The 21,004-nt window shown below is 65.4% G+C and carries 22 protein-coding genes; 9 read left to right on the top strand and 13 right to left on the bottom strand.

Annotated elements, in window-relative coordinates:
* Positions 1-2: 2 nt before the first annotated feature.
* The 9 genes from ribH to QY049_RS38430 all read right to left on the bottom strand — a co-directional run bounded on the left by ribH (position 3) and on the right by QY049_RS38430 (position 6,675).
* Positions 3-494 carry a 6,7-dimethyl-8-ribityllumazine synthase gene (gene ribH, locus QY049_RS38470; protein WP_194482475.1) on the bottom strand — a complete coding sequence of 164 codons (492 nt, stop codon included), beginning with the start codon at positions 492-494 and terminating at the stop codon, positions 3-5.
* An 89-nt stretch (positions 495-583) separates the two neighbouring features.
* A complete protein-coding gene (locus QY049_RS38465) occupies positions 584-1,192 on the bottom strand; it encodes a riboflavin synthase (RefSeq protein ID WP_258766665.1) in 609 nt (202 codons plus the stop codon).
* A gap of 1 nt (position 1,193) precedes the next feature.
* Positions 1,194-2,342: a bifunctional diaminohydroxyphosphoribosylaminopyrimidine deaminase/5-amino-6-(5-phosphoribosylamino)uracil reductase RibD gene (ribD, locus tag QY049_RS38460; protein ID WP_301270684.1), complete on the bottom strand. Its 1,149-nt coding sequence runs from the start codon at positions 2,340-2,342 to the stop codon at positions 1,194-1,196.
* Positions 2,339-2,821 carry a transcriptional regulator NrdR gene (gene nrdR, locus QY049_RS38455; RefSeq protein WP_128951432.1) on the bottom strand — a complete coding sequence of 161 codons (483 nt, stop codon included), beginning with the start codon at positions 2,819-2,821 and terminating at the stop codon, positions 2,339-2,341. Before nrdR ends, ribD begins: the two co-directional genes overlap by 4 nt.
* A 28-nt stretch (positions 2,822-2,849) precedes the next feature.
* On the bottom strand, positions 2,850-4,148 hold the full coding sequence (gene glyA / locus QY049_RS38450; protein WP_258766663.1) for a serine hydroxymethyltransferase: 1,299 nt from the start codon (positions 4,146-4,148) through the stop codon (positions 2,850-2,852).
* 292 nt (positions 4,149-4,440) lie between these two features.
* On the bottom strand, positions 4,441-4,662 hold the full coding sequence (locus QY049_RS38445) for a hypothetical protein (RefSeq protein WP_194482471.1): 222 nt from the start codon (positions 4,660-4,662) through the stop codon (positions 4,441-4,443).
* 37 nt (positions 4,663-4,699) lie between these two features.
* The gene (locus tag QY049_RS38440; protein WP_194482470.1) at positions 4,700-4,936 is read right to left on the bottom strand and encodes a hypothetical protein; all 237 of its coding nucleotides are present in this window, start codon (positions 4,934-4,936) and stop codon (positions 4,700-4,702) included.
* 198 nt (positions 4,937-5,134) lie between these two features.
* Positions 5,135-5,653 (bottom strand): MarR family winged helix-turn-helix transcriptional regulator, encoded by a 519-nt coding sequence (locus tag QY049_RS38435; protein WP_027529973.1) that lies wholly within the window; start codon positions 5,651-5,653, stop codon positions 5,135-5,137.
* A 518-nt stretch (positions 5,654-6,171) separates the two neighbouring features.
* Positions 6,172-6,675: a DUF6163 family protein gene (locus tag QY049_RS38430; RefSeq protein WP_301270683.1), complete on the bottom strand. Its 504-nt coding sequence runs from the start codon at positions 6,673-6,675 to the stop codon at positions 6,172-6,174.
* A 123-nt stretch (positions 6,676-6,798) separates the two neighbouring features.
* On the opposite strand from QY049_RS38430, the gene hemB reads away from it, so the two are divergent.
* The 3 genes from hemB (at position 6,799) to QY049_RS38415 (ending at position 9,429) form a co-directional block, all read left to right on the top strand.
* Positions 6,799-7,860, top strand: coding sequence for a porphobilinogen synthase (gene hemB / locus QY049_RS38425; RefSeq protein ID WP_301270682.1), 1,062 nt, complete (start codon positions 6,799-6,801; stop codon positions 7,858-7,860).
* Positions 7,861-7,987: 127 nt separating this feature from the next.
* Positions 7,988-8,533 carry an RDD family protein gene (locus tag QY049_RS38420; RefSeq protein ID WP_194482467.1) on the top strand — a complete coding sequence of 182 codons (546 nt, stop codon included), beginning with the start codon at positions 7,988-7,990 and terminating at the stop codon, positions 8,531-8,533.
* A 119-nt stretch (positions 8,534-8,652) separates the two neighbouring features.
* On the top strand, positions 8,653-9,429 hold the full coding sequence (locus QY049_RS38415) for an arginyltransferase (protein ID WP_194482466.1): 777 nt from the start codon (positions 8,653-8,655) through the stop codon (positions 9,427-9,429).
* A gap of 6 nt (positions 9,430-9,435) precedes the next feature.
* Here QY049_RS38415 and QY049_RS38410 read toward each other — a convergent pair whose 3' ends face one another.
* Positions 9,436-10,788 carry an Nramp family divalent metal transporter gene (locus QY049_RS38410; protein WP_194482465.1) on the bottom strand — a complete coding sequence of 451 codons (1,353 nt, stop codon included), beginning with the start codon at positions 10,786-10,788 and terminating at the stop codon, positions 9,436-9,438.
* A 169-nt stretch (positions 10,789-10,957) separates the two neighbouring features.
* Here QY049_RS38410 and QY049_RS38405 point away from each other — a divergent pair, with 169 nt between their 5' ends.
* The gene (locus tag QY049_RS38405; RefSeq protein ID WP_301270681.1) at positions 10,958-12,202 is read left to right on the top strand and encodes an MFS transporter; all 1,245 of its coding nucleotides are present in this window, start codon (positions 10,958-10,960) and stop codon (positions 12,200-12,202) included.
* Here QY049_RS38405 and QY049_RS38400 read toward each other — a convergent pair.
* On the bottom strand, positions 12,199-13,458 hold the full coding sequence (locus QY049_RS38400; RefSeq protein ID WP_258766658.1) for an adenylate/guanylate cyclase domain-containing protein: 1,260 nt from the start codon (positions 13,456-13,458) through the stop codon (positions 12,199-12,201). The two genes, QY049_RS38405 and QY049_RS38400, sit on opposite strands and share 4 nt — an antisense overlap.
* Before the next feature lie 167 nt (positions 13,459-13,625).
* On the opposite strand from QY049_RS38400, the gene QY049_RS38395 reads away from it, so the two are divergent.
* Together QY049_RS38395 and QY049_RS38390 are read left to right on the top strand one after the other, a co-directional pair.
* Positions 13,626-14,783, top strand: a complete 1,158-nt coding sequence (locus QY049_RS38395) for an MFS transporter (RefSeq protein WP_194482462.1) — start codon at positions 13,626-13,628, stop codon at positions 14,781-14,783.
* 31 nt (positions 14,784-14,814) lie between these two features.
* Entirely contained in the window at positions 14,815-15,006 is a 192-nt protein-coding gene (locus QY049_RS38390; protein ID WP_301270680.1) for a hypothetical protein, read from the top strand.
* A gap of 8 nt (positions 15,007-15,014) precedes the next feature.
* On the opposite strand, the gene QY049_RS38385 is transcribed toward QY049_RS38390, so the two are convergent.
* Positions 15,015-15,839, bottom strand: a complete 825-nt coding sequence (locus tag QY049_RS38385; RefSeq protein ID WP_301270679.1) for an N-acyl homoserine lactonase family protein — start codon at positions 15,837-15,839, stop codon at positions 15,015-15,017.
* Positions 15,840-16,085: 246 nt separating this feature from the next.
* Here QY049_RS38385 and QY049_RS38380 point away from each other — a divergent pair, with 246 nt between their 5' ends.
* The 3 genes from QY049_RS38380 to QY049_RS39195 all read left to right on the top strand — a co-directional run bounded on the left by QY049_RS38380 (position 16,086) and on the right by QY049_RS39195 (position 18,792).
* Positions 16,086-16,904, top strand: coding sequence for a chromate resistance protein ChrB domain-containing protein (locus QY049_RS38380; protein ID WP_194482459.1), 819 nt, complete (start codon positions 16,086-16,088; stop codon positions 16,902-16,904).
* Positions 16,904-18,283 (top strand): chromate efflux transporter, encoded by a 1,380-nt coding sequence (gene chrA, locus QY049_RS38375; RefSeq protein WP_301270678.1) that lies wholly within the window; start codon positions 16,904-16,906, stop codon positions 18,281-18,283. Before QY049_RS38380 ends, chrA begins: the two co-directional genes overlap by 1 nt.
* A gap of 116 nt (positions 18,284-18,399) precedes the next feature.
* The gene (locus QY049_RS39195; RefSeq protein ID WP_194482457.1) at positions 18,400-18,792 is read left to right on the top strand and encodes a DUF3551 domain-containing protein; all 393 of its coding nucleotides are present in this window, start codon (positions 18,400-18,402) and stop codon (positions 18,790-18,792) included.
* Positions 18,793-19,422: 630 nt separating this feature from the next.
* On the opposite strand, the gene QY049_RS38365 is transcribed toward QY049_RS39195, so the two are convergent.
* A complete protein-coding gene (locus QY049_RS38365) occupies positions 19,423-20,967 on the bottom strand; it encodes a GMC family oxidoreductase (RefSeq protein WP_301270677.1) in 1,545 nt (514 codons plus the stop codon).
* Positions 20,968-21,004: the final 37 nt, after the last annotated feature.

Genomic DNA, 21,004 nt, shown 5'->3' with positions numbered 1-21,004 from the left:
GCTCAGGCCCGCGCCAGACGGCGCTTGATGCGCAGCATCGCAAGCGCCGCGCGAGCGGCATCGCCGCCCTTGTTGAGTTCGCTGGCGCGTGCCCGTGCCCAGGCCTGGTCTTCATTGTTGACGGTGAGGATGCCGTTGCCGAGCGGCAGTTTGCGCGCCACCGCGAGCTCCATCAGCGCGCGCGAGGATTCCTGCGAGACGATCTCGAAATGAATGGTGTCGCCGCGGATCACGCAGCCGAGCGCAATCACGGCGTCATAAGGCTTGCCGTTCGCTGCAGCCGCATCGACGGCGATCGCAACCGCCGCCGGGATCTCCAGCGCGCCGGGAACCGTGATGACGTCGTGCGTCAACCCGGCCGCCTTCAGCTCGGCGACCGCACCATCCAGGAGCGCGTCCTGGAGATCGTCATAGAACCGGGCCTCGACGACAAGCGCACGCGCGCCGGAAATGTCGGTCTGGTCCTTCAGGGGTGCGCGCCGCGCGTCTGCCATCGTTCAATCCGTTCCACTGGGGTCGGCGCGTTATGTAGTCGCCGCAGGCGTGTAAGCCAAGTTTTAAAGCGCAAATCCGGCTTCGCCGGTCACTTCATTTCCGTCAGCCGCGCGGCATAGCGGGCCATCAGATCGACCTCGATATTGACCTCACTGCCCGCCTTCCAGCCGCCGATCGTCGTGACCTCGAGCGTATGCGGGATGATCAGCACCGAAAAGGTCACATCCTTCACCGTATTCACCGTGAGCGAGACGCCGTCGAGCGTGATCGAGCCCTTGGTGGCGATGAAGCGCGCCAGCTCCCGCGTCGTCGAGAGCTCGAACCGGGCCATGTCAGGCAAGTCCTCGCGGCCGACGATGGTCGCGATGCCGTCGGCGTGGCCGGCGACGATATGGCCGCCGAGCTCGTCGCCGATCTTGAGCGCGCGCTCGAGATTGAGCTTCGTGCCGAGCTTCCAGTGCTTGGCGGTCGTCAGCGCCAGCGTCTCGGCCGCCGCATCGACGTCATACCACGTCTTGCCGCCAGCGACGCCGGAAGCCACGACAGTCAGGCACACGCCGTTGCTGGCGATCGAGGCGCCGTCGGCGATGGTGGTCTGATCGTAGCTGCAAGCGATACGCAGGCGGTGCAGTTGCCCCTGCGCCACGGGCTTGAAGCTGACGATCTCGCCGATATCGGTGACAATGCCGGTGAACATGTTAGGCGCGCTCGTAGATGGTGAGAGTATCGTGGCCGAATGTCTCGCTAGCATGAACCTCGTAGGCCTGCGACTGCGTGATTTTCGACAGGGGCAATGCATCGAGTGCATCGACCCCACCAGCGCCCACCTCTTCCGCGCCGCGAAACAGCCAGATCTCGTCAACGAGGTCAGCCGTCACGAAGGACGCCGCAACGCGGCTGCCGCCCTCGACCATCAGCCGCGTGATGCCCTTCTCGGCCAGCGCATGCAGCACGGCCGGAAGGTCGCGGCCGGCCGCACCGTTCGGCGGCATGCGCATGATTTGCGCACCGGCCGCGCCGAGACGTGTCGCAGCGGCCGCTTCCGCAAGCTCCGAGCCGATCACCCAAAGCGGCGTCTCGCGCGCGGAGCGTACGAGCCGGCTCGAGGCCGGGATACGCAGGCTCTGGTCGAGCACCACGCGGACCGGAGAACGCGCTTCCATGCCCGGCAAGCGGCAGTTGAGCTGCGGATCGTCCGCCAACACCGTGCCGATGCCGACCAGGATGGCGTCGCTCTGCGCACGCAACAGATGCACGCGGTCGCGCACGGCCTCGCCGGTGATCGCGAGCGGCTTGCCGCCTTCAGCGCCAATTTTGCCGTCGGGCGAGACCGCAAGCTTCAAGATCACGTGCGGGCGCTTGTCGCGGATACGGCGGAAATGACCGGCATGGTCGAACGCGGCCTCCGCCGCGCACAGGCCCACGTCCACGGCAATGCCGGCAGCGCGAAGGCGCGCATGGCCTTGCCCCGCGACCTCAGGATTGGGATCCTCGATCGCCGCCACCACGCGCGCGATACCGGCGGCGATCACCGCGTCGGCGCAAGGCGGCGACTTGCCGAAATGCGAGCAGGGCTCGAGCGTCACGTAGAGCGTGGCGCCGCGCGCCGCCTCGTCTGCGCGCCGTAACGCTTCAGGCTCCGCATGCGGCCGTCCACCTGCTTGCGTCCAGCCGCGGCCGACGATGACACCGTCCTTGACGATGACGGCCCCCACGGCCGGATTGGGCCAGGTGCGCCCCTGCCCGCGCCGACCGAGCGCCAACGCCAGCTGCATGAAGCGGCGATCGGCGTCCTTGGACTCGCGGATCCTCGCGGCGAACTGATCCTCCAGGATGCGGAAGATCATTTGCGGATCGCGGCGAGCCGCGCTTCCTCCTCACCGGACAACTCACCGAGCACGTCCGCGAAATCCTTGGCCTCGCGGAAATTGCGATAGACGGAGGCGAAGCGCACATAGGCGACGTCGTCGAGCGTACGCAGATGCTCCATCACGGTCTCGCCGATCACCTCGGAGGAGATCTCGGCCTCACCGCCGGTCTCGAGCTCGCGCACGATGGTGGAGACCATCTTCTCCACCCTTTCAGGCTCGACCGGCCGCTTGCGCAGACTTATCGACACCGAACGCATCAGCTTGTCGCGATCGAACGGCACGCGACGGCCGTTGCGCTTGATTACCGTGAGCTCGCGCAACTGCACGCGCTCGAAGGTGGTGAAGCGGAAATTGCAGGCGACGCACACGCGCCGCCTGCGAATGACGGAAGAGTCCTCGGTCGGACGCGAGTCCTTTACCTGCGTATCGAGACTGTTGCAGTTCGGGCAGCGCATCCGTTGACCTTAACCAGCTTTCTTGGCCTTACTGATAGATCGGGAACCGATCGGTGAGCGCCTTGACCCGTTCCTTGATCGCGGCCTCGACCAGCGGCGCCTTGCCGTCGTCGGACTGCGCGATTGCGTTGAGGACCTCGGCGATCATGCCGCCAACCTGCTGGAATTCAGCGACGCCGAAGCCGCGGGTCGTCGCCGCGGGCGTGCCAAGACGCAGGCCCGAGGTGACGAACGGCTTTTCGGGGTCGAACGGAATGCCATTCTTGTTGCAGGTGATGGCGGCGCGAACCAGCGCCTTCTCCGAGACGTTGCCCTTCAGGCCCTTCGGCCGGAGGTCGACCAGCATCAGATGGTTATCGGTGCCGCCGGAGACAATATCGAACCCGTGGCTCTTCATCGCCTCGGCCAGCGCCTTGGCGTTCTCGACGACGTTCTTCGCGTAGACCTTGAAGTCCGGACGCAGCGCCTCGCCGAAGGCGACCGCCTTCGCCGCGATCACGTGCATCAGCGGGCCGCCCTGCAGGCCTGGGAAGATCGCCGAGTTGAGCTTCTTGGCCAGCACTTCGTCGTTGCTGAGGATCAGGCCGCCGCGCGGACCGCGCAGCGATTTGTGCGTCGTCGTCGTGGTCACGTGGGCATGGGGCACCGGCGAGGCATGCACGCCGCCGGCGACGAGACCGGCGAAGTGCGCCATGTCGACCAGCAGGTACGCGCCGACCGAGTCCGCGATCTCGCGGAAGCGCTTGAAATCCCAGGCGCGCGAATAGGCCGAGCCACCGGCCACGATCAGCTTCGGCTTGACCTCTTCGGCCTGCTTGGCGACCGCGTCCATGTCGATGATCTGGTCCTCGCGGCGCACGGTGTAGTGCGACGCCTTGAACCACTTGCCGCTCATGTTGACGGGCGAGCCGTGGGTGAGATGGCCGCCGGCCGCGAGGTCAAGGCCCATGAAGGTGTCGCCGGGCTGGAGCAGCGCCAAAAACACCGCCTGGTTCATCTGGCTGCCGGAGTTCGGCTGCACATTCGCGAAGTTGGCGCCGAACAGCTTCTTGGCGCGATCGATCGCGAGGTTCTCGGCGACGTCGACCCACTCACAACCGCCATAGTAGCGCGCGCCCGGATAACCCTCTGCATACTTGTTGGTCATGACCGAACCCTGCGCTTCCAGCACGGCCCGGCTGACAATATTCTCGGAGGCGATCAGCTCGACTTCATGGCGCTGCCGGCCGAGTTCGCCCTTGATGGCGGCAGCGATTTCCGGGTCGGCCTGCTCAAGCGAGGCGGCGAAAAACGAATCGGGCGCAGAGGCGGTCTTGGCGAGGGTCATCTTGCGAATATCTCCACCGCCGCAGCCTTGTGGCGGGCTACGGGGGTCTTGGTGTGGCGATCGGAAGCGGCGAGCGCGATCTACCACATCACCCCGCCCCGGCCAAGCATTTGCGGGTCAGGCGTGGGAATTATGCCAGATATGGTGGAGATGGCCGGGGATTAACCCCCGCAAGCTTACGGGATTGCCCGGCGCAGGTTGGCCGGCTGCGCCATCCTACCCTGACGAACCGGGGCCGGTGGCCTCCAGGGGTCGAATTGGCCCGGGCTCGCCGCCCTTCGGGCCGCTTCGTCTACAGCCCTGTATACCCCGCCTTCACGGGGTCGACGCTGCCGTCGAGCTGGCGCAGATAGGTCAGGCCGCAGACCGTCAACCTGTGGGTGTCCTTCTCGCCGGCTTCCATGAGGGTATTGAGGTAGTTCGTCACCTTTAACCGCGCCTCGTCGCTGGCCGCCGCCGTCCTGTTGGCGAGCAGGTCATAGGTCTTCATGATGCGGTCGATGGCAGCTTCCATGGCACCCTCTGGACGTACAGAATTCTGGGAATCTTGATCAGGCAACCGCTCTGGCCCCGGCCTGCGCCTCGAAGCGCGCGATCGCCTTGTTGGCGAGCCTGAGTTTGTTGAATTCGCCGTGCTGGAGCAGCTTGATGATGATCTCGAGCAGGCGCTCGTTGGTGACGAGCGTGTCGGGGATTGCGCCCGAGCGGCGGAGATAATTCGCGGCGATCGCGTAGGAATCGCTCACGAGTTCGACGTTCATTGCCTGCAACCCGCGCTCGACCAGCATCGCATCCTCCGATCCGGAGAGACAACTGCGACGCGAGGAGCTGGTTCCGCCTATCGGGCCAATTTTCTCGCAAGCGCGAAACGACATCAAAACGCACCGGTCCGGGGTAAGCCGGGCCAGCGCGCTTGGGGAAGTAGGCACGTTCGGGAGGCTTGCCGGTCTTGTTGATGGCCGGCTTGGCCTTCGATCCCTTGAATATCAGAGGCGATAGAGGATCTGGTCGGTCCAGAACCGCTCGAGGCGGTGCAGCGACTTGTTGAGGGTCGAGAACTCCTCGCCGGAGATGCCGCCGACCTGCTCCACCGTCTTGACGTGCTTCTGGTAGAGAGAGTCGACGATACGGCGGACTTCCTGGCCCTGCGGCGTCAGGCGAATGCGCACCGAGCGACGGTCGACGCGGGAGCGCTGATGATCGAGGAAGCCGAGCTCGACGAGCTTCTTCAGATTGTAGGAGACGTTGGAGCCGAGATAGTAACCGCGCGTGCGCAGCTCGCCCGCGGTCAGCTCCTTGTCGCCGATGTTATAGAGCAGGAGCGCCTGCACGGAATTGATGTCGGCGCGGCCACGACGATCGAACTCGTCCTTGATCACGTCGAGGAGCCGGCGATGCAGCCGCTCCACCAGAGTCAATGCTTCCAGATAGAGCGACTGCACCGAACCCTGCGGGCCGGAAACGCGCTCTGCGGTATCTGCCGCAGTTGCGACGGCTTTCATCATGACACTTCCCCTGTTGTCGTTTTTATCGACACTCATTCGACGAAACTTTTGTCCCGTCTGATAGGTGCAACTTAAGAGGGGCGTTTGAAGATCGGCTTAAATAAGAGAATAAAGAGATCATGAATTTAAGACAGTGAATTGCGGATTAAGCCTGTGCCACAAGCACTTTTCGCAACCGTCTGTTGACCGTCGCAAGATCCTGTTCACCCTCCGTCCGCACCTGCTGTCACATTCCAGAACAGCCCCGCCCCGTTTCGAAACGCTCGCGTAAGAGCTGTGGCCGAAATCGCCAGGTCAATGAAAAGTTACCTCGAATTTGAGGCAACCAGCGGTCAACCAAGTCACCACGACTCCACAAATGCCACTCTCGTGTCCCGGACGAGCGAAGCGAAGGTCCGGGACACGAGAGGGCCAGGAACGCAGGCTGTAGATACGAGGGGCCCCGGCACAGCAGCGCGCCACTGCGTGCTGCGCTGCGTCCGGGGCACGAGAAAATGTGCGTGTTGAAATCGTCTTCCCTACGGCGGTCGTTCGCGCGCGGCCATCCAGGCGAGCGCGAGATAGGCGGCGAGCATGAACACCTCGACGCCGACGACGATCAGGCTACCGCCATAGATGCCCGGGAACATCAGCTCGATCACCGCCATCGAGACCACGGTCGTGAGCCACACCACGGCGCCCCAGGGCGTGGCGAGCCAGAGGCCGACGGCGGCGACGAGTTCGATCACTGCAAAGTAGATGGTCGAGGCCTGCCAGGCCATGGACTGGTTCTCGAACGCGTCGTCCTCGCCGCCGACGAAGCCCGTCACCTGTGCCCAATGATAGAGTCCCTTGAGGATCGACAGCAGCGCCATCACCCGCAGGAACAGGACCAGCCGGCGCGTCCAGACATTGTCGTCGGACTCGGCCCGATCTGACGAGATCGCAGCCACCGACATCGCGCTGTCTCGAGCGCTGTCTCTGACGGCGTCCCTGGCATTGGCGTTGTCGCGGGCTGCGTCGCGGGTGGAGATATCGGACATGGCCCCTTCTGGCTGTTTCGCCCCGCAAAATCAATCGGCAGCCCCTCCCTTGCGGAAGGTCAAGCCGCGGTGACGGGAACCATGCGAGCTGGTATAAGAATAATTCCAGCCGGGAGAAGAGTAATGGCGATCAAATACGGACGTCCGATCGAATTGCGCGAGGTCGCGCGCGGGACTGGTGCCGCGGTGCCTCACGCCCTCGATCTGACCGTCCGCCCGCGCCGCAACCGCAAGGCCGAATGGGCTCGGCGCATGGTGCGTGAGAATGTGCTCACCACCGACGACCTGATCTGGCCGCTGTTCCTGATCGACGGCAACAAGAAGCGCGAGACCATCGCCTCGATGCCGGGCGTCGAGCGCCTCAGCGTCGACCAGGCCGTGCGTGAGGCCGAGCGCGCCATGAAGCTCACGATCCCCTGCCTTGCGCTATTTCCCTACACAGACCCGTCCTTGCGGGACGAGGAAGGCTCGGAGGCGACCAACCCGAACAATCTGGTCTGCCAGGCGGTGCGCGCGATCAAGAAGGAGTTTCCCGAAATCGGCGTCCTCTGCGACGTCGCGCTCGATCCCTTCACCAGCCACGGTCATGACGGCCTGATTTCCGACGGCAAGATTCTGAACGACGAGACGGTCGCGGTGCTGGTGCGTCAGGCGCTGGTGCAGGCCGAAGCCGGCTGCGACATCATCGCGCCCTCGGACATGATGGACGGCCGTGTCGCCGCGATCCGGGAAGGGCTGGACAACACCGGCCTCCTCGACGTGCAGATCATGGCCTATGCGGCGAAATACGCCTCCGCCTTCTACGGTCCGTTCCGCGATGCCATCGGCTCGGCCAAGACACTCACCGGCGACAAGCGCACCTACCAGATGGACAGCGCCAACACCGACGAAGCGTTGCGCGAGGTCGAGCTCGACATCTCCGAAGGTGCCGACATGGTGATGGTGAAGCCCGGCATGCCCTATCTCGACGTGGTCCGCCGCGTGAAGGACACGTTCGCGATGCCGACCTTCGCCTACCAGGTCTCCGGCGAATACGCGATGATCGCAGCCGCCGCCAACAACGGCTGGCTCGACGGCGAGCGCGCGATGATGGAAAGCCTCCTGGCCTTCAAGCGCGCGGGCGCCGACGGCGTGCTCAGCTATTTTGCGCCAAAAGCGGCGGAGAAGCTGCGGGCGCAGGGATAATCCACGCGCTCACCTTCGCCCCCGAATCGCCGGAATATTTCGGCTTGTTGATCCCGCTGCGCCCTTGGCAGGGGAAGAGCCTGTTCCCATGTCCTGCCATGCGGAGTTTTCCCTGGGAGAACGGACCATGTCGTATTCAAACTCGGGCAATTCGGGCCCCTGGCGCAATGGCGGCGCAGCGCAGCCGCACGCCTATGATCCCTATCTGCATCCGGAATTGTTCCGCGGTGTCGCGACCCGGCGCGCGTTCGCGTTCCTGATCGACATGGTCGTGATCTCCGTTCCCGTCATCCTCGGCTACATCTTCATCGCGGTGTTCGGCGTGGTGACGCTCGGCCTCGGCTGGGCGCTGTTCTGGCTGGCCTGGCCGGCCTCCGTGATCTGGGCCATCGTCTATTACGGCGCCTGCATCGGCGGGCCTTCGTCGGCGACGATCGGCATGCGGATCATGGATCTGGAGTTGCGCACCTGGTACGGCGCGCCTGGCTACTTTGTGCTCGGCGCCACCCATGCGGTGCTGTTCTGGGTGACGGTCTCGTTCCTGTCGCCGTTCGTGGTGCTGGTCGGGCTGTTCAACGGACGCCGGCGCCTGTTGCACGATTTCGTGCTGGGAACGGTCGTGATCAACAATTCGGTCCGTGCACCGATAGTCCAGACCGCCAGAACCTGGTGATCAAGAACCTACTAACCGGAATCCGCTAGACTGACTGACCTGATCCGCCGAGCGGACCGATTGACCAGGGGCTTTCGTAGCGCGATGCTGGTACTCACTTCGGAGGCCCACGACGTCCCTTGACCCAGCACTCGCGCGACACCCCACAATTTTACCTCACGGCGCCGTCCCCCTGCCCGTATCTGCCGGGCCGGCATGAGCGCAAGGTGTTTACGCACCTCGTGGGTGATCGCGCCGGTGACCTCAACGACCTCCTGACCCATGGCGGGTTCCGCCGCAGCCAGTCGATCGCCTACCGGCCGGCTTGCGATCAGTGCCGCGCCTGCGTCTCGGTCCGGGTCGTCGCCAACGAGTTCCGCCCCTCCCGCAACTTCCGCAAGGTGATGGCGCGCAACGCGGACATCATCGGCGAGCAGCGCAGCGCGGTGCCGACGTCAGAGCAATATTCGGTGTTTCGCGCCTATCTCGACGCCCGCCACCGCCACGGCGGGATGGCCGACATGACCGTGCTCGACTACGCCATGATGGTCGAGGACAGCCATGTCGAGACCCGCATCATCGAGTACCGCAAGCGCGGCCCCGACAGCGGGCTCACCGGTCGCGGCGAGGAGCTGATCGCGGTCGCGCTCACCGACGTGCTCAGCGATGGGCTGTCGATGGTCTATTCGTTCTTCGAGCCGAACCAGGTCTCCCGCTCGATGGGCACCTTCATGATCCTCGACCACATCGCGCGCGCGCGACGGCAAGGCCTGCCTTACGTCTATCTCGGCTACTGGATCGAGGGCTCCAAGAAGATGGACTACAAGGCCCGCTTCCTGCCGCAGCAGCGCCTCGCCCCCTCGGGCTGGCTCCGCATCGACGCACAGGGCGATGCAACGTCCGAGCCGCAGGACTGAGCGCGCTTACCCAAGCAGCGTATCCACCAGCAACTTCACGTTCAGAACCACGATGACGCCCGCGACGATCCACGCGGCCGCAGCGACGTATGTTGGTATCGCGAACTGCCCCATCTTGCGGCGGTCGGAGACGAAGCGGACCAGCGGGATGATGGCGAAGGGAAGCTGCATCGACAGCACGACCTGGCTGAGGACGAGGAGATCGGCCGTGCCACGCTCACCATAGATCGCGGTGACGACAATCACGGGAATGATGGCGATGCCGCGCGTGACGAGGCGGCGTGCCCAGCTCGGCAGGCGCAGGTCGAGAAAGCCCTCCATCACGATCTGGCCGGCGAGCGTCGCGGTGACGGTCGAATTCAGGCCCGACGCCAGCAGCGCCACGGCGAACAGAGTGGAGGCGATGCCGAGGCCGAGCAGCGGCGAGAGCAGCTCGAAGGCCTGGCCGATCTCGGCGACGTCGGAATGCCCGCTCGTGTGGAAGGTCGCGGCCGCCACCACGAGGATCGCGGCGTTGATGAACAGCGCCAGCATCAGCGCGACAGTGGAATCCGTCGTCGCCCATTTGATGGCTTCGCGGCGGCCCTCGTCGTTGCGCGCATAGGCGCGCGTCTGCACGATCGAGGAGTGCAGATAGAGATTATGCGGCATCACGGTCGCGCCGATGATGCCGATCGCGATGTAGAGCATCTCGGAATTGGTGAAGATCTCGGTCTTCGGCGCAAAACCGCGCAGCACCTCGGCCACCGGCGGCGCCGCGGCGACGATCTGAACCGCGAAGCAGACCGCGATCACCGCAAGCAGCGCCATCACGAAGGCTTCGAGAAAACGGAAGCCGCGATTCATCAGCACGAGAAGCAGGAAGGCATCGAGCGCTGCGATCAGCGCGCCGCCGATCAGGGGGATGCCGAACAGAAGTTTGAGCGCGATCGCGGTGCCGATGACCTCGGCGAGATCGCAGGCGATGATCGCGGCCTCGCAGGCGAGCCAGAGCAGGAAGTTCACCGCCGGCGAATAGGTGGCGCGGCAGGCCTGTGCGAGATCGCGGTCGGTGACGATGCCGAGCCGCGCCGCCAGCGACTGCAGCAGGATCGCCATCAGGTTCGAGAGCAGGATGACCGAGAGCAGCGTGTAGCCGAACTTCGACCCGCCGGCGAGGTCGGTCGCCCAATTGCCGGGGTCCATGTAGCCGACCGAGACCATGTAGCCGGGGCCGACAAAGGCCAGCAGGCGCCGCCACCACGCCCCTGCCGTCGGAATGGAGACGGTGGCATTCACCTCGGCCAGGCTCTTGGTGGTCGGCGCATCAGCGCGCCAGCCGGCGGCATTTTGGGTCAGATCGGGCGAGCGGGCATCCATGGGGGCAGAATACCGAACTTGGGCCTTATTGCAACTCATTTGCAACTGCATCTAGCCGCACCGGTTCCCGCTGCCGCCCCGCTATGCCCCGCCCTGTCGGGAAGCGGGTGGGTTTGGCCGTCTCCGGACGCAGATACTGGCGCCATCGAGACTTTGCAGGAAATGAGCCATGTCAAATTCGCCGCGCCTCCCCGCCACTTTCAACCGCCTCGCCTGGTCCAATCTGGCGGCGCAGTCGGCCGAACAGATCGCGCTGGCCGCGGCCCCCATCGTCGCGGTGCTGACGCTGGGCGTGGCGGAAGGCCAGACCGGCCTGCTCCAGACCGCGCTCACCCTGCCCTTCGTCCTGTTCGCGATTCCGGCTGGCCTCCTCGCCGATCGCATCTCCCGCCGTTCCCTGATGGCGGGCGCCGAGGCGCTGCGAGCCGCGGCGCTCGCGGCCATCGTGCTGCTGCTCGCCCTCGGCGCGCTCAACCTGCCCCTGCTGGCGCTGCTCGGCTTTACGGCCGTGTGCGGCACCGTGGTCTACAGCGTCGCCGCGCCGGCGCTAGTGCCTTCGCTGGTGAGCGCGGAGCTGTTGCCGGCTGCGAATGCCCGCATCGAGCTTGCCCGCACCATTGCGTTTGCAAGCGGCCCTGCGCTCGGCGGCGCGCTGGTCGGCTGGTGGGGTGCGAGCCCGGCCTTCGGCTTTGCCGCGGCACTCTCGGCCATCGCCGTCGTGCTGCTCTCAGGCCTCTATGAACCGGCGCGTGCGCCCGTCCCGCGACGGCATCCGTTGCAGGACATTCGCGAGGGCGCGGGCTTCGTCTTCCACCATCCGCTGCTGCGGCCGGTGTTCATCACCCAGTTCATTTTCAACACCGGCTGGTTCCTGCAAATCGCGGTGTTCGTGCCCTATGCCGTGCGCCATCTCGGCCTGACCGCGGCCGGCGTCGGCACCGTGCTGACGATGTACGGCGTCGGAATGGTGATCGGCGCATTGTTCGCAACGCGCGTGATGAAGCGCATCGCGTTCGGCACCGTGGTCGGCCTCGGCCCGGTCACCGGCTTCTTCGCCGCTGTCGTGATGGCGCTGACGGTGCTGGTGCCCTCGCCGTGGCTCGCGGCCTTGAGCTTCTTCCTGCTCGGCGTCGGGCCGATCCTGTGGGTGATCTCGACCACGACCCTGCGCCAGTCGGTGACGCCGCCGCGCCTCCTGGGCCGCGTCTCCGCGATTAACATCATGAGCTATGGCGCCCGCCCGCTCGGCTCGGCACTCGGCGCCATCGTCGGCGGTCTGTGGAGCGCGGAAGCGTGTCTCTATCTCGCAGCCGCCGTGTTCGGCGTGCAGGCGCTGGTGATCTGGCTGTCGCCCGCAGTGGCGCTGGACCGGCAGCCGGCCATGGTCGGGGATGAAGCAGCGGCGCGGTGCTAATTCGCCAGATAGCGCTCGTAGCTGCCCGTCACCGGCTCGCTCGCGTCGACCTCGGGGTCGAGCGTGTAGAGATCCTGCGCGCGGCCGATGCCGCGGAGCGCGTAGCGTCCGGTGGAAACGAGGTAGCGGCGGCCGGCGGCGTCCAGGCCTTTGTAGAACTCGGCTGAGGCAAGCAGTTCGCGATCGACCGAGCGGCTCATCGAGGCGATGCGGCTGACCTCGTTGACGGTCGGTCCGACCACGGTGAAATCGAGCCGGTCCTCGCTGCCGATATTGCCGTAAAAGACCTCGCCGACGTGAAGCCCGATATAGGCCGATGTCGTCGGACGCCCCGCCGCGGCCCGGCGTGCATTCAGCGCCGCGACGTTCCGGCGGAACAAATGCTCGGCCCGCAGCGCTGCCCGCCGCGCGTCCGCCATGTCCTCGCCCCAGAACATCGCAAGCACGCCGTCGCCGATCAGTTTCAACACGTCGCCGCCGGCCTCGTGGATCGCATCGATCACGGCTTGCGCATAGTCGTTGAGGAACGGGATGATCTCGTCCGGCCCGATGCTCTCGCTGATCCCGGTCGAGCCGCGCAAATCCGAATACCAGAGCACGGCCTTGATGCGCTCGGTGACGCCGCGCGAGATCCGCCCGCGCAGAACCTGCTCGGAGGCGTCGCGACCGAGATAGACGCGCCCCAGCGTCCGCGCGATGTCCATCTGCTGCGCCGACTTGATGGCGAGCCCCAGCACCGGCACGAGATCGCGCAGGGCCTCCAGCTCGGCCTCCTCAAAACCTTCGTCGCGCCGCGTGGTCCAGCACGAATAGAGGCAATCCATCAGCCCGAGCGCACCGCTCTCGCCGAAACGATGCACGAAGGCGAGATAGTGCTTGTGGCCCTTTTCGGCGAGATCGCCGATCTGCGAGAAATCCATCGAGGGCGCGTCGGCGAGATCGATCACCATCTCGTCGTGGCCGTGCTCGAGCATGTGGAAGAACACCGAGCGGCGCCAGCTCTTGTTGGCATCGCCCTCGGCGGTCGAGCCATATTCGAACATTTCGCGCTCGTTGCTGGCCCGGTCGTTCCAGAGGAAGCCGCGGCCTTCATAGATCGGATGCAGCGTGTCGATGACGACGAGCCCGCGCGACAGGTCCAGCCCTTCGGCGCGGCAGCGCTCGCAGAATCCGCGCAACAGCTCGTTTTCGGGAAGGCCGGTAAGCCCCTGGCCGGCCAGCCAGTTCATCAGCGCAAGGCGGGAGGTGAGTTTCATGCGCCATTATGGCGTGCATTCGTGACGAGCGAAAGGCCACGCGCGCACCGTGTGCCGGGCCAGGCTCCCGCCCGCAGCAGGTCGAATATGTCGCGGACGCTGTTGACGCGCTCTTGCCTTGCACCGCAAATGCTGGAGATGACACCGACGACCAGAAATCCGCTGACATGAGCCAGCGCCAGCTTCCGATCATCCTCGCGCTCGGCACGACGCAGACCCTGGCCTGGGCCTCCAGTTATTATTTGCCGGCCCTGCTCGCCGATCCCATGGCGCACGACCTCGGTATCTCCACCAACTGGATCTTTGGTGCGTTCTCGGCTTCGCTGGTGATCTCCGCGTTGCTGGGGCCGCGCATCGGCCGGCAGATCGATCTCGTCGGCGGCCGACAGGTGCTGTCGGCCTCGAACCTGACCATCGCCGCCGGCCTCGTCCTGCTCGGCTTCTCGCAATCGGTCGCGGTGATGGCCTTCGCCTGGCTCGTGCTCGGCATCGGCATGGCGATGGGGCTGTACGACGCCGCCTTCGCCGCGCTCGGCCGCATCTACGGCACCGAGGCGCGCGGCTCGATCACCGGCATCACGCTGATGGCGGGCTTTGCCTCGACCGTCGGCTGGCCGCTGACCGCCTGGGGCCTTGCCCATATCGGCTGGCGCGACACCTGTTTCGCCTGGGCCGCGGCCAACATCCTGATCGGCCTGCCGCTCAACTTCTTCATGCTGCCGGTGATCAAGGGCGCGAAGCAGGCTGCGGTGACGGCCGAGAAGCCGCACGTTCCGCTCGATCGCACCATGATCCTGCTCGCCTTCGTCTTTGCCGCGGTCTGGACCGTCACCGGCGCCATGGCCGTGCATTTCCCGCGCATCCTCGAGGCCACCGGCGCAAGCCATGTCGAGGCGATCGCGGCCGGCGCATTGATCGGCCCGGCGCAGGTGATCGCGCGCATTCTCGAGGCAAGCGTCCTGAGCCGCTTCCATCCGCTATGGTCGACGCGGCTCGCCTGCCTCACCCACCCCATTGGAGCGGCCGTCGTCGCCATCTTCGGCGCCCCCGCCGCGACCGCCTTTGCGCTGCTGCACGGCTCCGGCAACGGCATTTTGACGATCGCCCGCGGCACGCTGCCGCTTTCGATCTTCGGCCCGAAGGACTTCGGCTATCGCCTCGGCATCATCGGCGCACCGGCGCGGATGGCGCAGGCTATCGCACCGCTGGCTTTCGGCCTGCTCATCGACGTCATGGGCGCCAGGGTGCTGATGGTGTCGGCGGCGCTCAGCCTGTCGGCATTGGCCGCGCTGCTCCTGATCCGTGCAGAACGGCGACCGGATTGACGCCCCCGCAGCTTTCGCGCACAAGCGCAACATGACCGACAACAGCCCCCCGCCCCGCACCTTCAAAGGCCTCCTGCGCTGGGCCATGACGCCGCCGCAGGCCTGGGGCGTCTATCTCCTCGCCGTGCTGCTGGTGTGGCTGCTGTCGTTCTATGCCGGCACGCTGAAGCCGAAGAAGACGCCGGACGCGAGCCCGCCGGCGGTGGCCGCGCCGAAGAGCTGATCAACGCTTCAGTCGTAGAACTCCGGCGACATCCTCTGGGTGTCGCGCTGCGCCTTGTCGTGGTTGATCCAGAGCTGCGCCCCTTCCCTGGAAATCGTGTCGGCGAGCTTCTGCATCGAGGCGAGCGACTGCTCCTTGCTGAAATTGATCGCGGGAACACGGCGGTTGTCAAAGTTGTCCCTGAAATGCGCGGCATCGCCCGAGAGCACCACCACGCCGGTCCTCGGCAGTCGAACCATCAGCGACTGGTGTCCCGGCGTGTGGCCGGGTGTCGAGAGGATGGTGATGCTGCCGTCGCCGAACACGTCCTTGTCGCCGGCAAGCAGCTCGACCGGATGCGAGGGCTTGAAGCGCGGCTCGTTGTTGGCACCGGGCCAGTCATATTCGGCCTTCTGAACGTAGAGCATCGCCTGCGGGAACATCTCGACATTGCCGATGTGGTCGGGATGCGTGTGCGAGACGCCCATCGCCTTGACGTCGGCGGGTTTCACGCCGATCTGCGCGAGCTGGGCGGCGAGCGTCTTCGGGCGCCGCCAGGTGATGGCCTTGGGATCGACCGGCACAAGCCCGTTCGGCATTGATGCGACCGCGTCGGGAATACCGGTGTCCCACAGGAACCAGCCCTGGCTGTGCTTGATGAGATAGCAGGTATCGACGAAGTCCATCGACTTGCCTTCGTTCACTCCGGGAGACCAGCGCCTGATATCGCCGGCGACGCCCTCGCCGCAATTCATGATGTAAAGCCTTTCCACGCCGGGCTTCTGCGCAGACGCAGCCTGGGCGAACAGCGCGAGTGCTGCGATGGCGAGAGCGAGCGTGATCTTGCGCGTCATCGTTGATCCCTCCTGGCAACGCCCTATGGCTGCGACCAGGATCAACCCCGTCCCTGCCGCAGAATTCCGCCTCCACGCACCATAGGCCGCGGCAGCAAATCCTTCTAACGCGCAACGCCAATGCATCAGGCGGTTGACAGGCCGGCGCGGTTTCGCTGTAATCAGCGCCATGGGGGTTTGAGCGATCTCCCCACGAGGCGACATGCCCAAGTATCGCGTCCCGTTTGATTTATGCGAGGACGCATCATGTCAAGTTTCACGACCATATCATCTGACAAATTGGCGCGGCTGATCGGCACGGCCAATGCCCCTGTTCTGATCGATGTCCGCACCGATGAGGATTTTGCCGCCGACCGGCGGCTGATTCCCGGCTCGATCAGGCTGAGCCACGAGCGCGTTGCCGAATGGGGCGGCGACTTTGCCGGCCGCTCCGCCATCGTCTCGTGCCTGCGCGGCGGCAAGCTCGCACAAGGCACGGCCGCCTGGCTGAGGCAACTCGGCGCCGACGCAGAGACCCTCGAAGACGGTTTCGAGGGGTGGAAGGCGGCCAAGCTGCCGCTCGTCGACACGCGAAAACTGCCACCGCGTGACACCAGGGGCCGCACCGTCTGGGTGACGCGGGCCCGGCCAAAGGTCGACCGCATTGCCTGCCCCTGGCTGATCCGCCGCTTCGTCGATCCCGCCGCAGTGTTCTTGTTTGTCGCGCCATCCGAGGTGGTCGCTGTCGGCGAGCGATTCAACGCCGCGCCGTTCGACATCGAGAACGTGTTCTGGAGCCACCGCGGCGAGGTCTGCACCTTCGACGTGATGGTGGAGGAATTCGGGCTCGCGACACCGGCGCTGCTGCGGCTGGCCACGCTGGTGCGCGGCGCCGACACGGGGCGGCCGGACCTGGCGCCGGAGGCCCCCGGCCTGCTTGCCGCCTCGCTCGGACTTTCGCGAATGTACGATGACGACCTCGAACAGCTCGAGGCCGGCATGCTACTCTACGACGCCTTCTACCGCTGGTGCCGCGACGCCACGAGCGAAACCCACAACTGGCCGACCAACAAGGTGAAGGCGTGATGGATGTCCGTAACGCCCAAGCAGGAGCTGATGCCGGTCACGGCATCAGCTTCGGCGAAGCCTTTCGCGTCTGGCTCCGCGTCGCCTGCCTCAGCTTCGGCGGGCCCGCGGGCCAGATCGCGGTGATGCATCGCATCCTGGTCGAGGAGAAGAACTGGATCTCCGAAGGCCGCTTCCTGCATGCGCTGAACTACTGCATGCTGCTGCCGGGCCCCGAAGCGCAGCAGCTCGCCACCTATGTCGGCTGGCTGATGCATCGTACCAAGGGCGGGCTGATGGCAGGCGGGCTTTTCATCCTGCCCGGCATCATCGCCATCATGGGCCTGAGCTATGTCTACGCGGCCTACGGCAATGTCAGCTTCATCGAGGCGCTGTTCTTCGGCCTGAAGGCCGCCGTGCTCGCCATCGTTGTCGAGGCCGTCTTCCGCGTCGGCAAACGCGCGCTGAAGAACCGCATCATGATTGCGCTCGCGGTGATCGCCTTCGTCGCAATCTTCTTCTTCGCGATACCCTTCCCCGTCATCATCATCGCCGCCGGCCTGATCGGCTATGCCGGCGCGCGCGCCGGCCGCCCCGAATTCGCGCCCGCCGGCCACGGCCATGGCGGCAACGGCGCCGTCATCGACAGCATGCTCGGCGAAGCCGTGCCCGAGCATGTTCGCCCCAATACCGCGCGCGCGATCCGGACCGCTGCGCTGTGGCTTTCGCTCTGGCTGGTGCCGGTGGTGGCTCTGCTTCTGATACTCGGGCAAGCCAGCGTGTTCAGCCAGATCGCGTTGTTCTTCTCGAAGATGGCGCTGGTCACCTTCGGCGGCGCCTACGCGGTGCTTGCCTATGTCGCGCAGCAGGCGGTCGAGCATTACCACTGGCTGAAGCCGCACGAGATGCTCGACGGCCTCGGCATGGCCGAGACCACGCCAGGCCCGCTGATCATGGTGCTCCAATTCGTGGGCTTCATGGCGGCCTATCGTGATGCAAGCGGCCTGTCGCCGATGGTCGCGGCAACGCTCGGCGGACTGCTCGCGACCTGGGTCACGTTCACGCCCTGCTTCCTCTGGATCTTCGTCGGCGCGCCCTACATCGAGCGCCTGCGCGGCAACACGGGGTTGGCCGGAGCACTCGGCGCGATCACCGCCGCCGTCGTCGGCGTGATACTCAACCTCTCGATCTGGTTCGCGCTCCACACCCTGTTCCGCGAGACCGTGCCGGTTCACGCCTTCCCGCTGGATTTCGACAGGCCGGTCCTGACGAGCGTCGACATTCCCGCGCTCGTGCTGTCGATCGCGGCCGCAACCGCGATCTTCCGCTTGGGCATGCTGACGGTGCTTGCCGGCAGCTGTGCTGCCGGCGTGGCGCTGAGAATGGTGGGCGTGATCTAGCTCGGGCGTCGAGGCTGGAGGCGGTTTGGCGCGGAACTCCGTGAGCATTGACTTGGATCAGCACTGTCGACGGTCGGCGTGCCACCGGTGTGTTGGGCCAACTGGAGGAAGCTCTCATGTGCAAATTGGCTTTGACGGTTTTGGCAGTGAGTATCGCCCTCACCGTGGGGCACGCCCGGGCTCAAAGATATGATCCCGCTTTTCCCGTTTGCTTGTATGTCGTCTCTTTCGGAACCAGCCCATACTACAGATGCAGCTACACGACGATGGACCAATGCAGGGCGTGGGCCAACGGTCAGATGTGCGTCCTCAACCCGTATTATGCTGGTGCAACGGCCAGAGGGAACAATCGGCGCAATTCTCGCCAAACATACACGCCACCCAGGCCGCGGATCCACTACCGGGCTGCGCCGTACAATCAATTCAACGAACCCTACTATGGAGCTTCCCAAGGTTACGCGCCGGGCGAGAAAGAACGATTTCTCCAGAGTGTGAGACAATACATGTGAGGATGACGGACCGGCCTTGTTCGCGCGCGCATGTTACCTGGGCTGGAGTGCACTATCGCGAAACGGCATGATCGATGATTGCGGCGACGGCAGATCGGCGCACCGGATCGGACATCAAAGACACGCCCCGCCGATGACGGGTATTTGCCCGTCGGGCAAAAACAGCCGCGATCGTTCCTACCTCTCACGTCAAGCCTCTTCGCCAATCCGCAAAGCGACGGGGGCAATAGTGCATCGCTCCCCAGGGAGATCACGACAAAAGCCGTCAACCCACTGCGCAGGGAAGGCCGGTTGTTCGGCTTCACCTGTATGCCGCTGTGCAGCCTCTTGTGGCGCAACCTTCGCACAGTGGACCGCGGGTGCCAGCCGGCACCCGGCCTTCCCTGCACCCTCGTCTTTGCGAAGGCGCGAAGCGAACAGACAAACTCGGGCGACGGCGCCGCGAGAAGGCGAAGCTGTGTCTGCTGTCTGAAACGTGCATCGGAGCGATCACCCTCGGTGTCGTCGCCCGGCTTGACCGGGCGATCCAATACTCCGAGACGACGTGATTGAGGAGAGAAGCCGCGGCGTACTGGATTCCCCGCCTGCGCGACGCCTGCGCGGGGAATGACAGAGAGGCTGGAGCAAGAGCTACCGCATCATCATCCGCGCGATCGCCTCCCCAATCACCACCGTCGTGAAGTGCGTGTTGGCGCGGCAGTCCGACGGCATGATCGAGGCGTCGGCGACGCGCAGGCCCGAGATGCCCTTCACCGAGCCGTCAGGATCGACCACGCCATCGGCGTCGTTCGCGCCGGTCATGCGGCAACTGCCGGCGGCATGCTGGATGTCGCCGGTTTCTCGTCGCAGCAGCGCATCGAGTTCGTGATCCGGCAAGCCGGCCGCCTGCGGCAACGTCAGATCGGTGTCGGTGAGCCTGATCCAGTCGGCGATACCTGATAGCGCCGGCTGCGAGGTGATCACGGCGAGGCGCTTCACCGCGTCCATCATGCGCAGCATGTCGCGGGGATCGGCCAGCATGTTCTCGTCGACGATCGGATCGACGGACGGATCGGCGGATGCCAGCTTGAGCGTACCGCGCGAATAGGCGTTGAACAGGCCGGCGCCGATCGCTCCTGGCACGCCGATGCCGCGGTGGTTGAACGCGATCAGGATCATGTCGCGCTTGCCGCCATTGGCAAGGCCCGACGAATAGGTCACGCAGCAATTGGTGTGGCGCGTGTCCGGATCGATCGGCCGCAGGTTCTCGTGCAGTTGGATCGTGGCACGGAACAGAGGATGGTCGAAGAAGTGGCGGCCGACCGGCAGATCGCGCTCCACCGCGATCCCCATCGCCTTCAGCTCCCCGGCAGGTCCGATCCCCGAGCGTAGCAGGATCGCCGGGCTGTGGATGGCGCCGGCGCAGAGCACGATCTGGCGTGCGCTGATCTCGCTGGTGCCCTGCCCTTCGGTGTGAACGCGCAGGCCAGTTGCGCGGCCATCGCTGATCAGCACGCGATCGACCAGCGTCCTGCCGCGGATCTCCAGATTGGCGCGGCCGCGCGCGGGTTCGAGATAACCCTCGTTGGTGGTGATGCGGCGGCCGTCGCGGCTGTTGATGGGATAGCAGGCAACGCCCTCACCATCGGGACCGTTGAGATCGGCGCACCAGGGATAACCGCTCGCGAGTGCCGCATCGCGCAGGCCGCGATCGATCGGCCCCCATTTTTCAAGCGGCGCGCGATAGACCGGCAGGGGTCCGCCGCGGCCGTGACCTACAGCGTCGCCGAATTCCAGATCGTCCTCGATGACCGAGAAGAGCGGCATCACCTCTTTCGCCGACCAGCCGGTGCAGCCATTGGCGGCCCACTCGTCGAAGGCATCGGCGACGCCGCGGATGGCGATCTGGCCGTTCATCATCGATGAGCCGCCAAGCCCCTTGCCGCGCCAGTAGAAGCGCGGCTCCTGCCCTGCCACCCGACGCGTCAGCAGATCAGGCCACTGCCATTTCTCCTGGTACTCGCGCTTGTGGATGATCGGGATCGGGTTCGGCGTCCTGACTTCCCAGGGCGCCTCGTCGGCGCGCCAGTCGAGGCCCGCCTCCAGCAGCAGGACGCGCCGTGCGGGATCCTCGGACAGCCGCGCCGCAACGGCAGCGCCGGCCGAGCCGCCGCCGACAACAATGACATCGTACATCGCGCTACTTCTCAATGGTCCCAAAGACCAGCATGGC

The sequence above is a fragment of the Bradyrhizobium sp. WYCCWR 13022 genome, from assembly GCF_030435535.1.
Lineage (GTDB): Bacteria > Pseudomonadota > Alphaproteobacteria > Rhizobiales > Xanthobacteraceae > Bradyrhizobium.
The sequence above is the reverse complement of the archived record's forward strand: the minus strand, read 5'-3'. Positions and strand labels throughout refer to the sequence as shown.

Bases quoted from the DNA above. Each gene is read 5' to 3' on its own strand.
- ribH (WP_194482475.1), bottom strand. From the start codon at position 494: ATGGCAGACGCGCGGCGCGCACCCCTGAAGGACCAGACCGACATTTCC.
- QY049_RS38465 (WP_258766665.1), bottom strand. From the start codon at position 1,192: ATGTTCACCGGCATTGTCACCGATATCGGCGAGATCGTCAGCTTCAAG.
- ribD (WP_301270684.1), bottom strand. From the start codon at position 2,342: ATGATCTTCCGCATCCTGGAGGATCAGTTCGCCGCGAGGATCCGCGAG.
- nrdR (WP_128951432.1), bottom strand. From the start codon at position 2,821: ATGCGCTGCCCGAACTGCAACAGTCTCGATACGCAGGTAAAGGACTCG.
- glyA (WP_258766663.1), bottom strand. From the start codon at position 4,148: ATGACCCTCGCCAAGACCGCCTCTGCGCCCGATTCGTTTTTCGCCGCC.
- QY049_RS38445 (WP_194482471.1), bottom strand. From the start codon at position 4,662: ATGGAAGCTGCCATCGACCGCATCATGAAGACCTATGACCTGCTCGCC.
- QY049_RS38440 (WP_194482470.1), bottom strand. From the start codon at position 4,936: ATGCTGGTCGAGCGCGGGTTGCAGGCAATGAACGTCGAACTCGTGAGC.
- QY049_RS38435 (WP_027529973.1), bottom strand. From the start codon at position 5,653: ATGATGAAAGCCGTCGCAACTGCGGCAGATACCGCAGAGCGCGTTTCC.
- QY049_RS38430 (WP_301270683.1), bottom strand. From the start codon at position 6,675: ATGTCCGATATCTCCACCCGCGACGCAGCCCGCGACAACGCCAATGCC.
- hemB (WP_301270682.1), top strand. From the start codon at position 6,799: ATGGCGATCAAATACGGACGTCCGATCGAATTGCGCGAGGTCGCGCGC.
- QY049_RS38420 (WP_194482467.1), top strand. From the start codon at position 7,988: ATGTCGTATTCAAACTCGGGCAATTCGGGCCCCTGGCGCAATGGCGGC.
- QY049_RS38410 (WP_194482465.1), bottom strand. From the start codon at position 10,788: ATGGATGCCCGCTCGCCCGATCTGACCCAAAATGCCGCCGGCTGGCGC.
- QY049_RS38405 (WP_301270681.1), top strand. From the start codon at position 10,958: ATGTCAAATTCGCCGCGCCTCCCCGCCACTTTCAACCGCCTCGCCTGG.
- QY049_RS38400 (WP_258766658.1), bottom strand. From the start codon at position 13,458: ATGAAACTCACCTCCCGCCTTGCGCTGATGAACTGGCTGGCCGGCCAG.
- QY049_RS38395 (WP_194482462.1), top strand. From the start codon at position 13,626: ATGAGCCAGCGCCAGCTTCCGATCATCCTCGCGCTCGGCACGACGCAG.
- QY049_RS38390 (WP_301270680.1), top strand. From the start codon at position 14,815: ATGACCGACAACAGCCCCCCGCCCCGCACCTTCAAAGGCCTCCTGCGC.
- QY049_RS38385 (WP_301270679.1), bottom strand. From the start codon at position 15,839: ATGACGCGCAAGATCACGCTCGCTCTCGCCATCGCAGCACTCGCGCTG.
- QY049_RS38380 (WP_194482459.1), top strand. From the start codon at position 16,086: ATGTCAAGTTTCACGACCATATCATCTGACAAATTGGCGCGGCTGATC.
- chrA (WP_301270678.1), top strand. From the start codon at position 16,904: ATGGATGTCCGTAACGCCCAAGCAGGAGCTGATGCCGGTCACGGCATC.
- QY049_RS39195 (WP_194482457.1), top strand. From the start codon at position 18,400: ATGTGCAAATTGGCTTTGACGGTTTTGGCAGTGAGTATCGCCCTCACC.
- QY049_RS38365 (WP_301270677.1), bottom strand. From the start codon at position 20,967: ATGTACGATGTCATTGTTGTCGGCGGCGGCTCGGCCGGCGCTGCCGTT.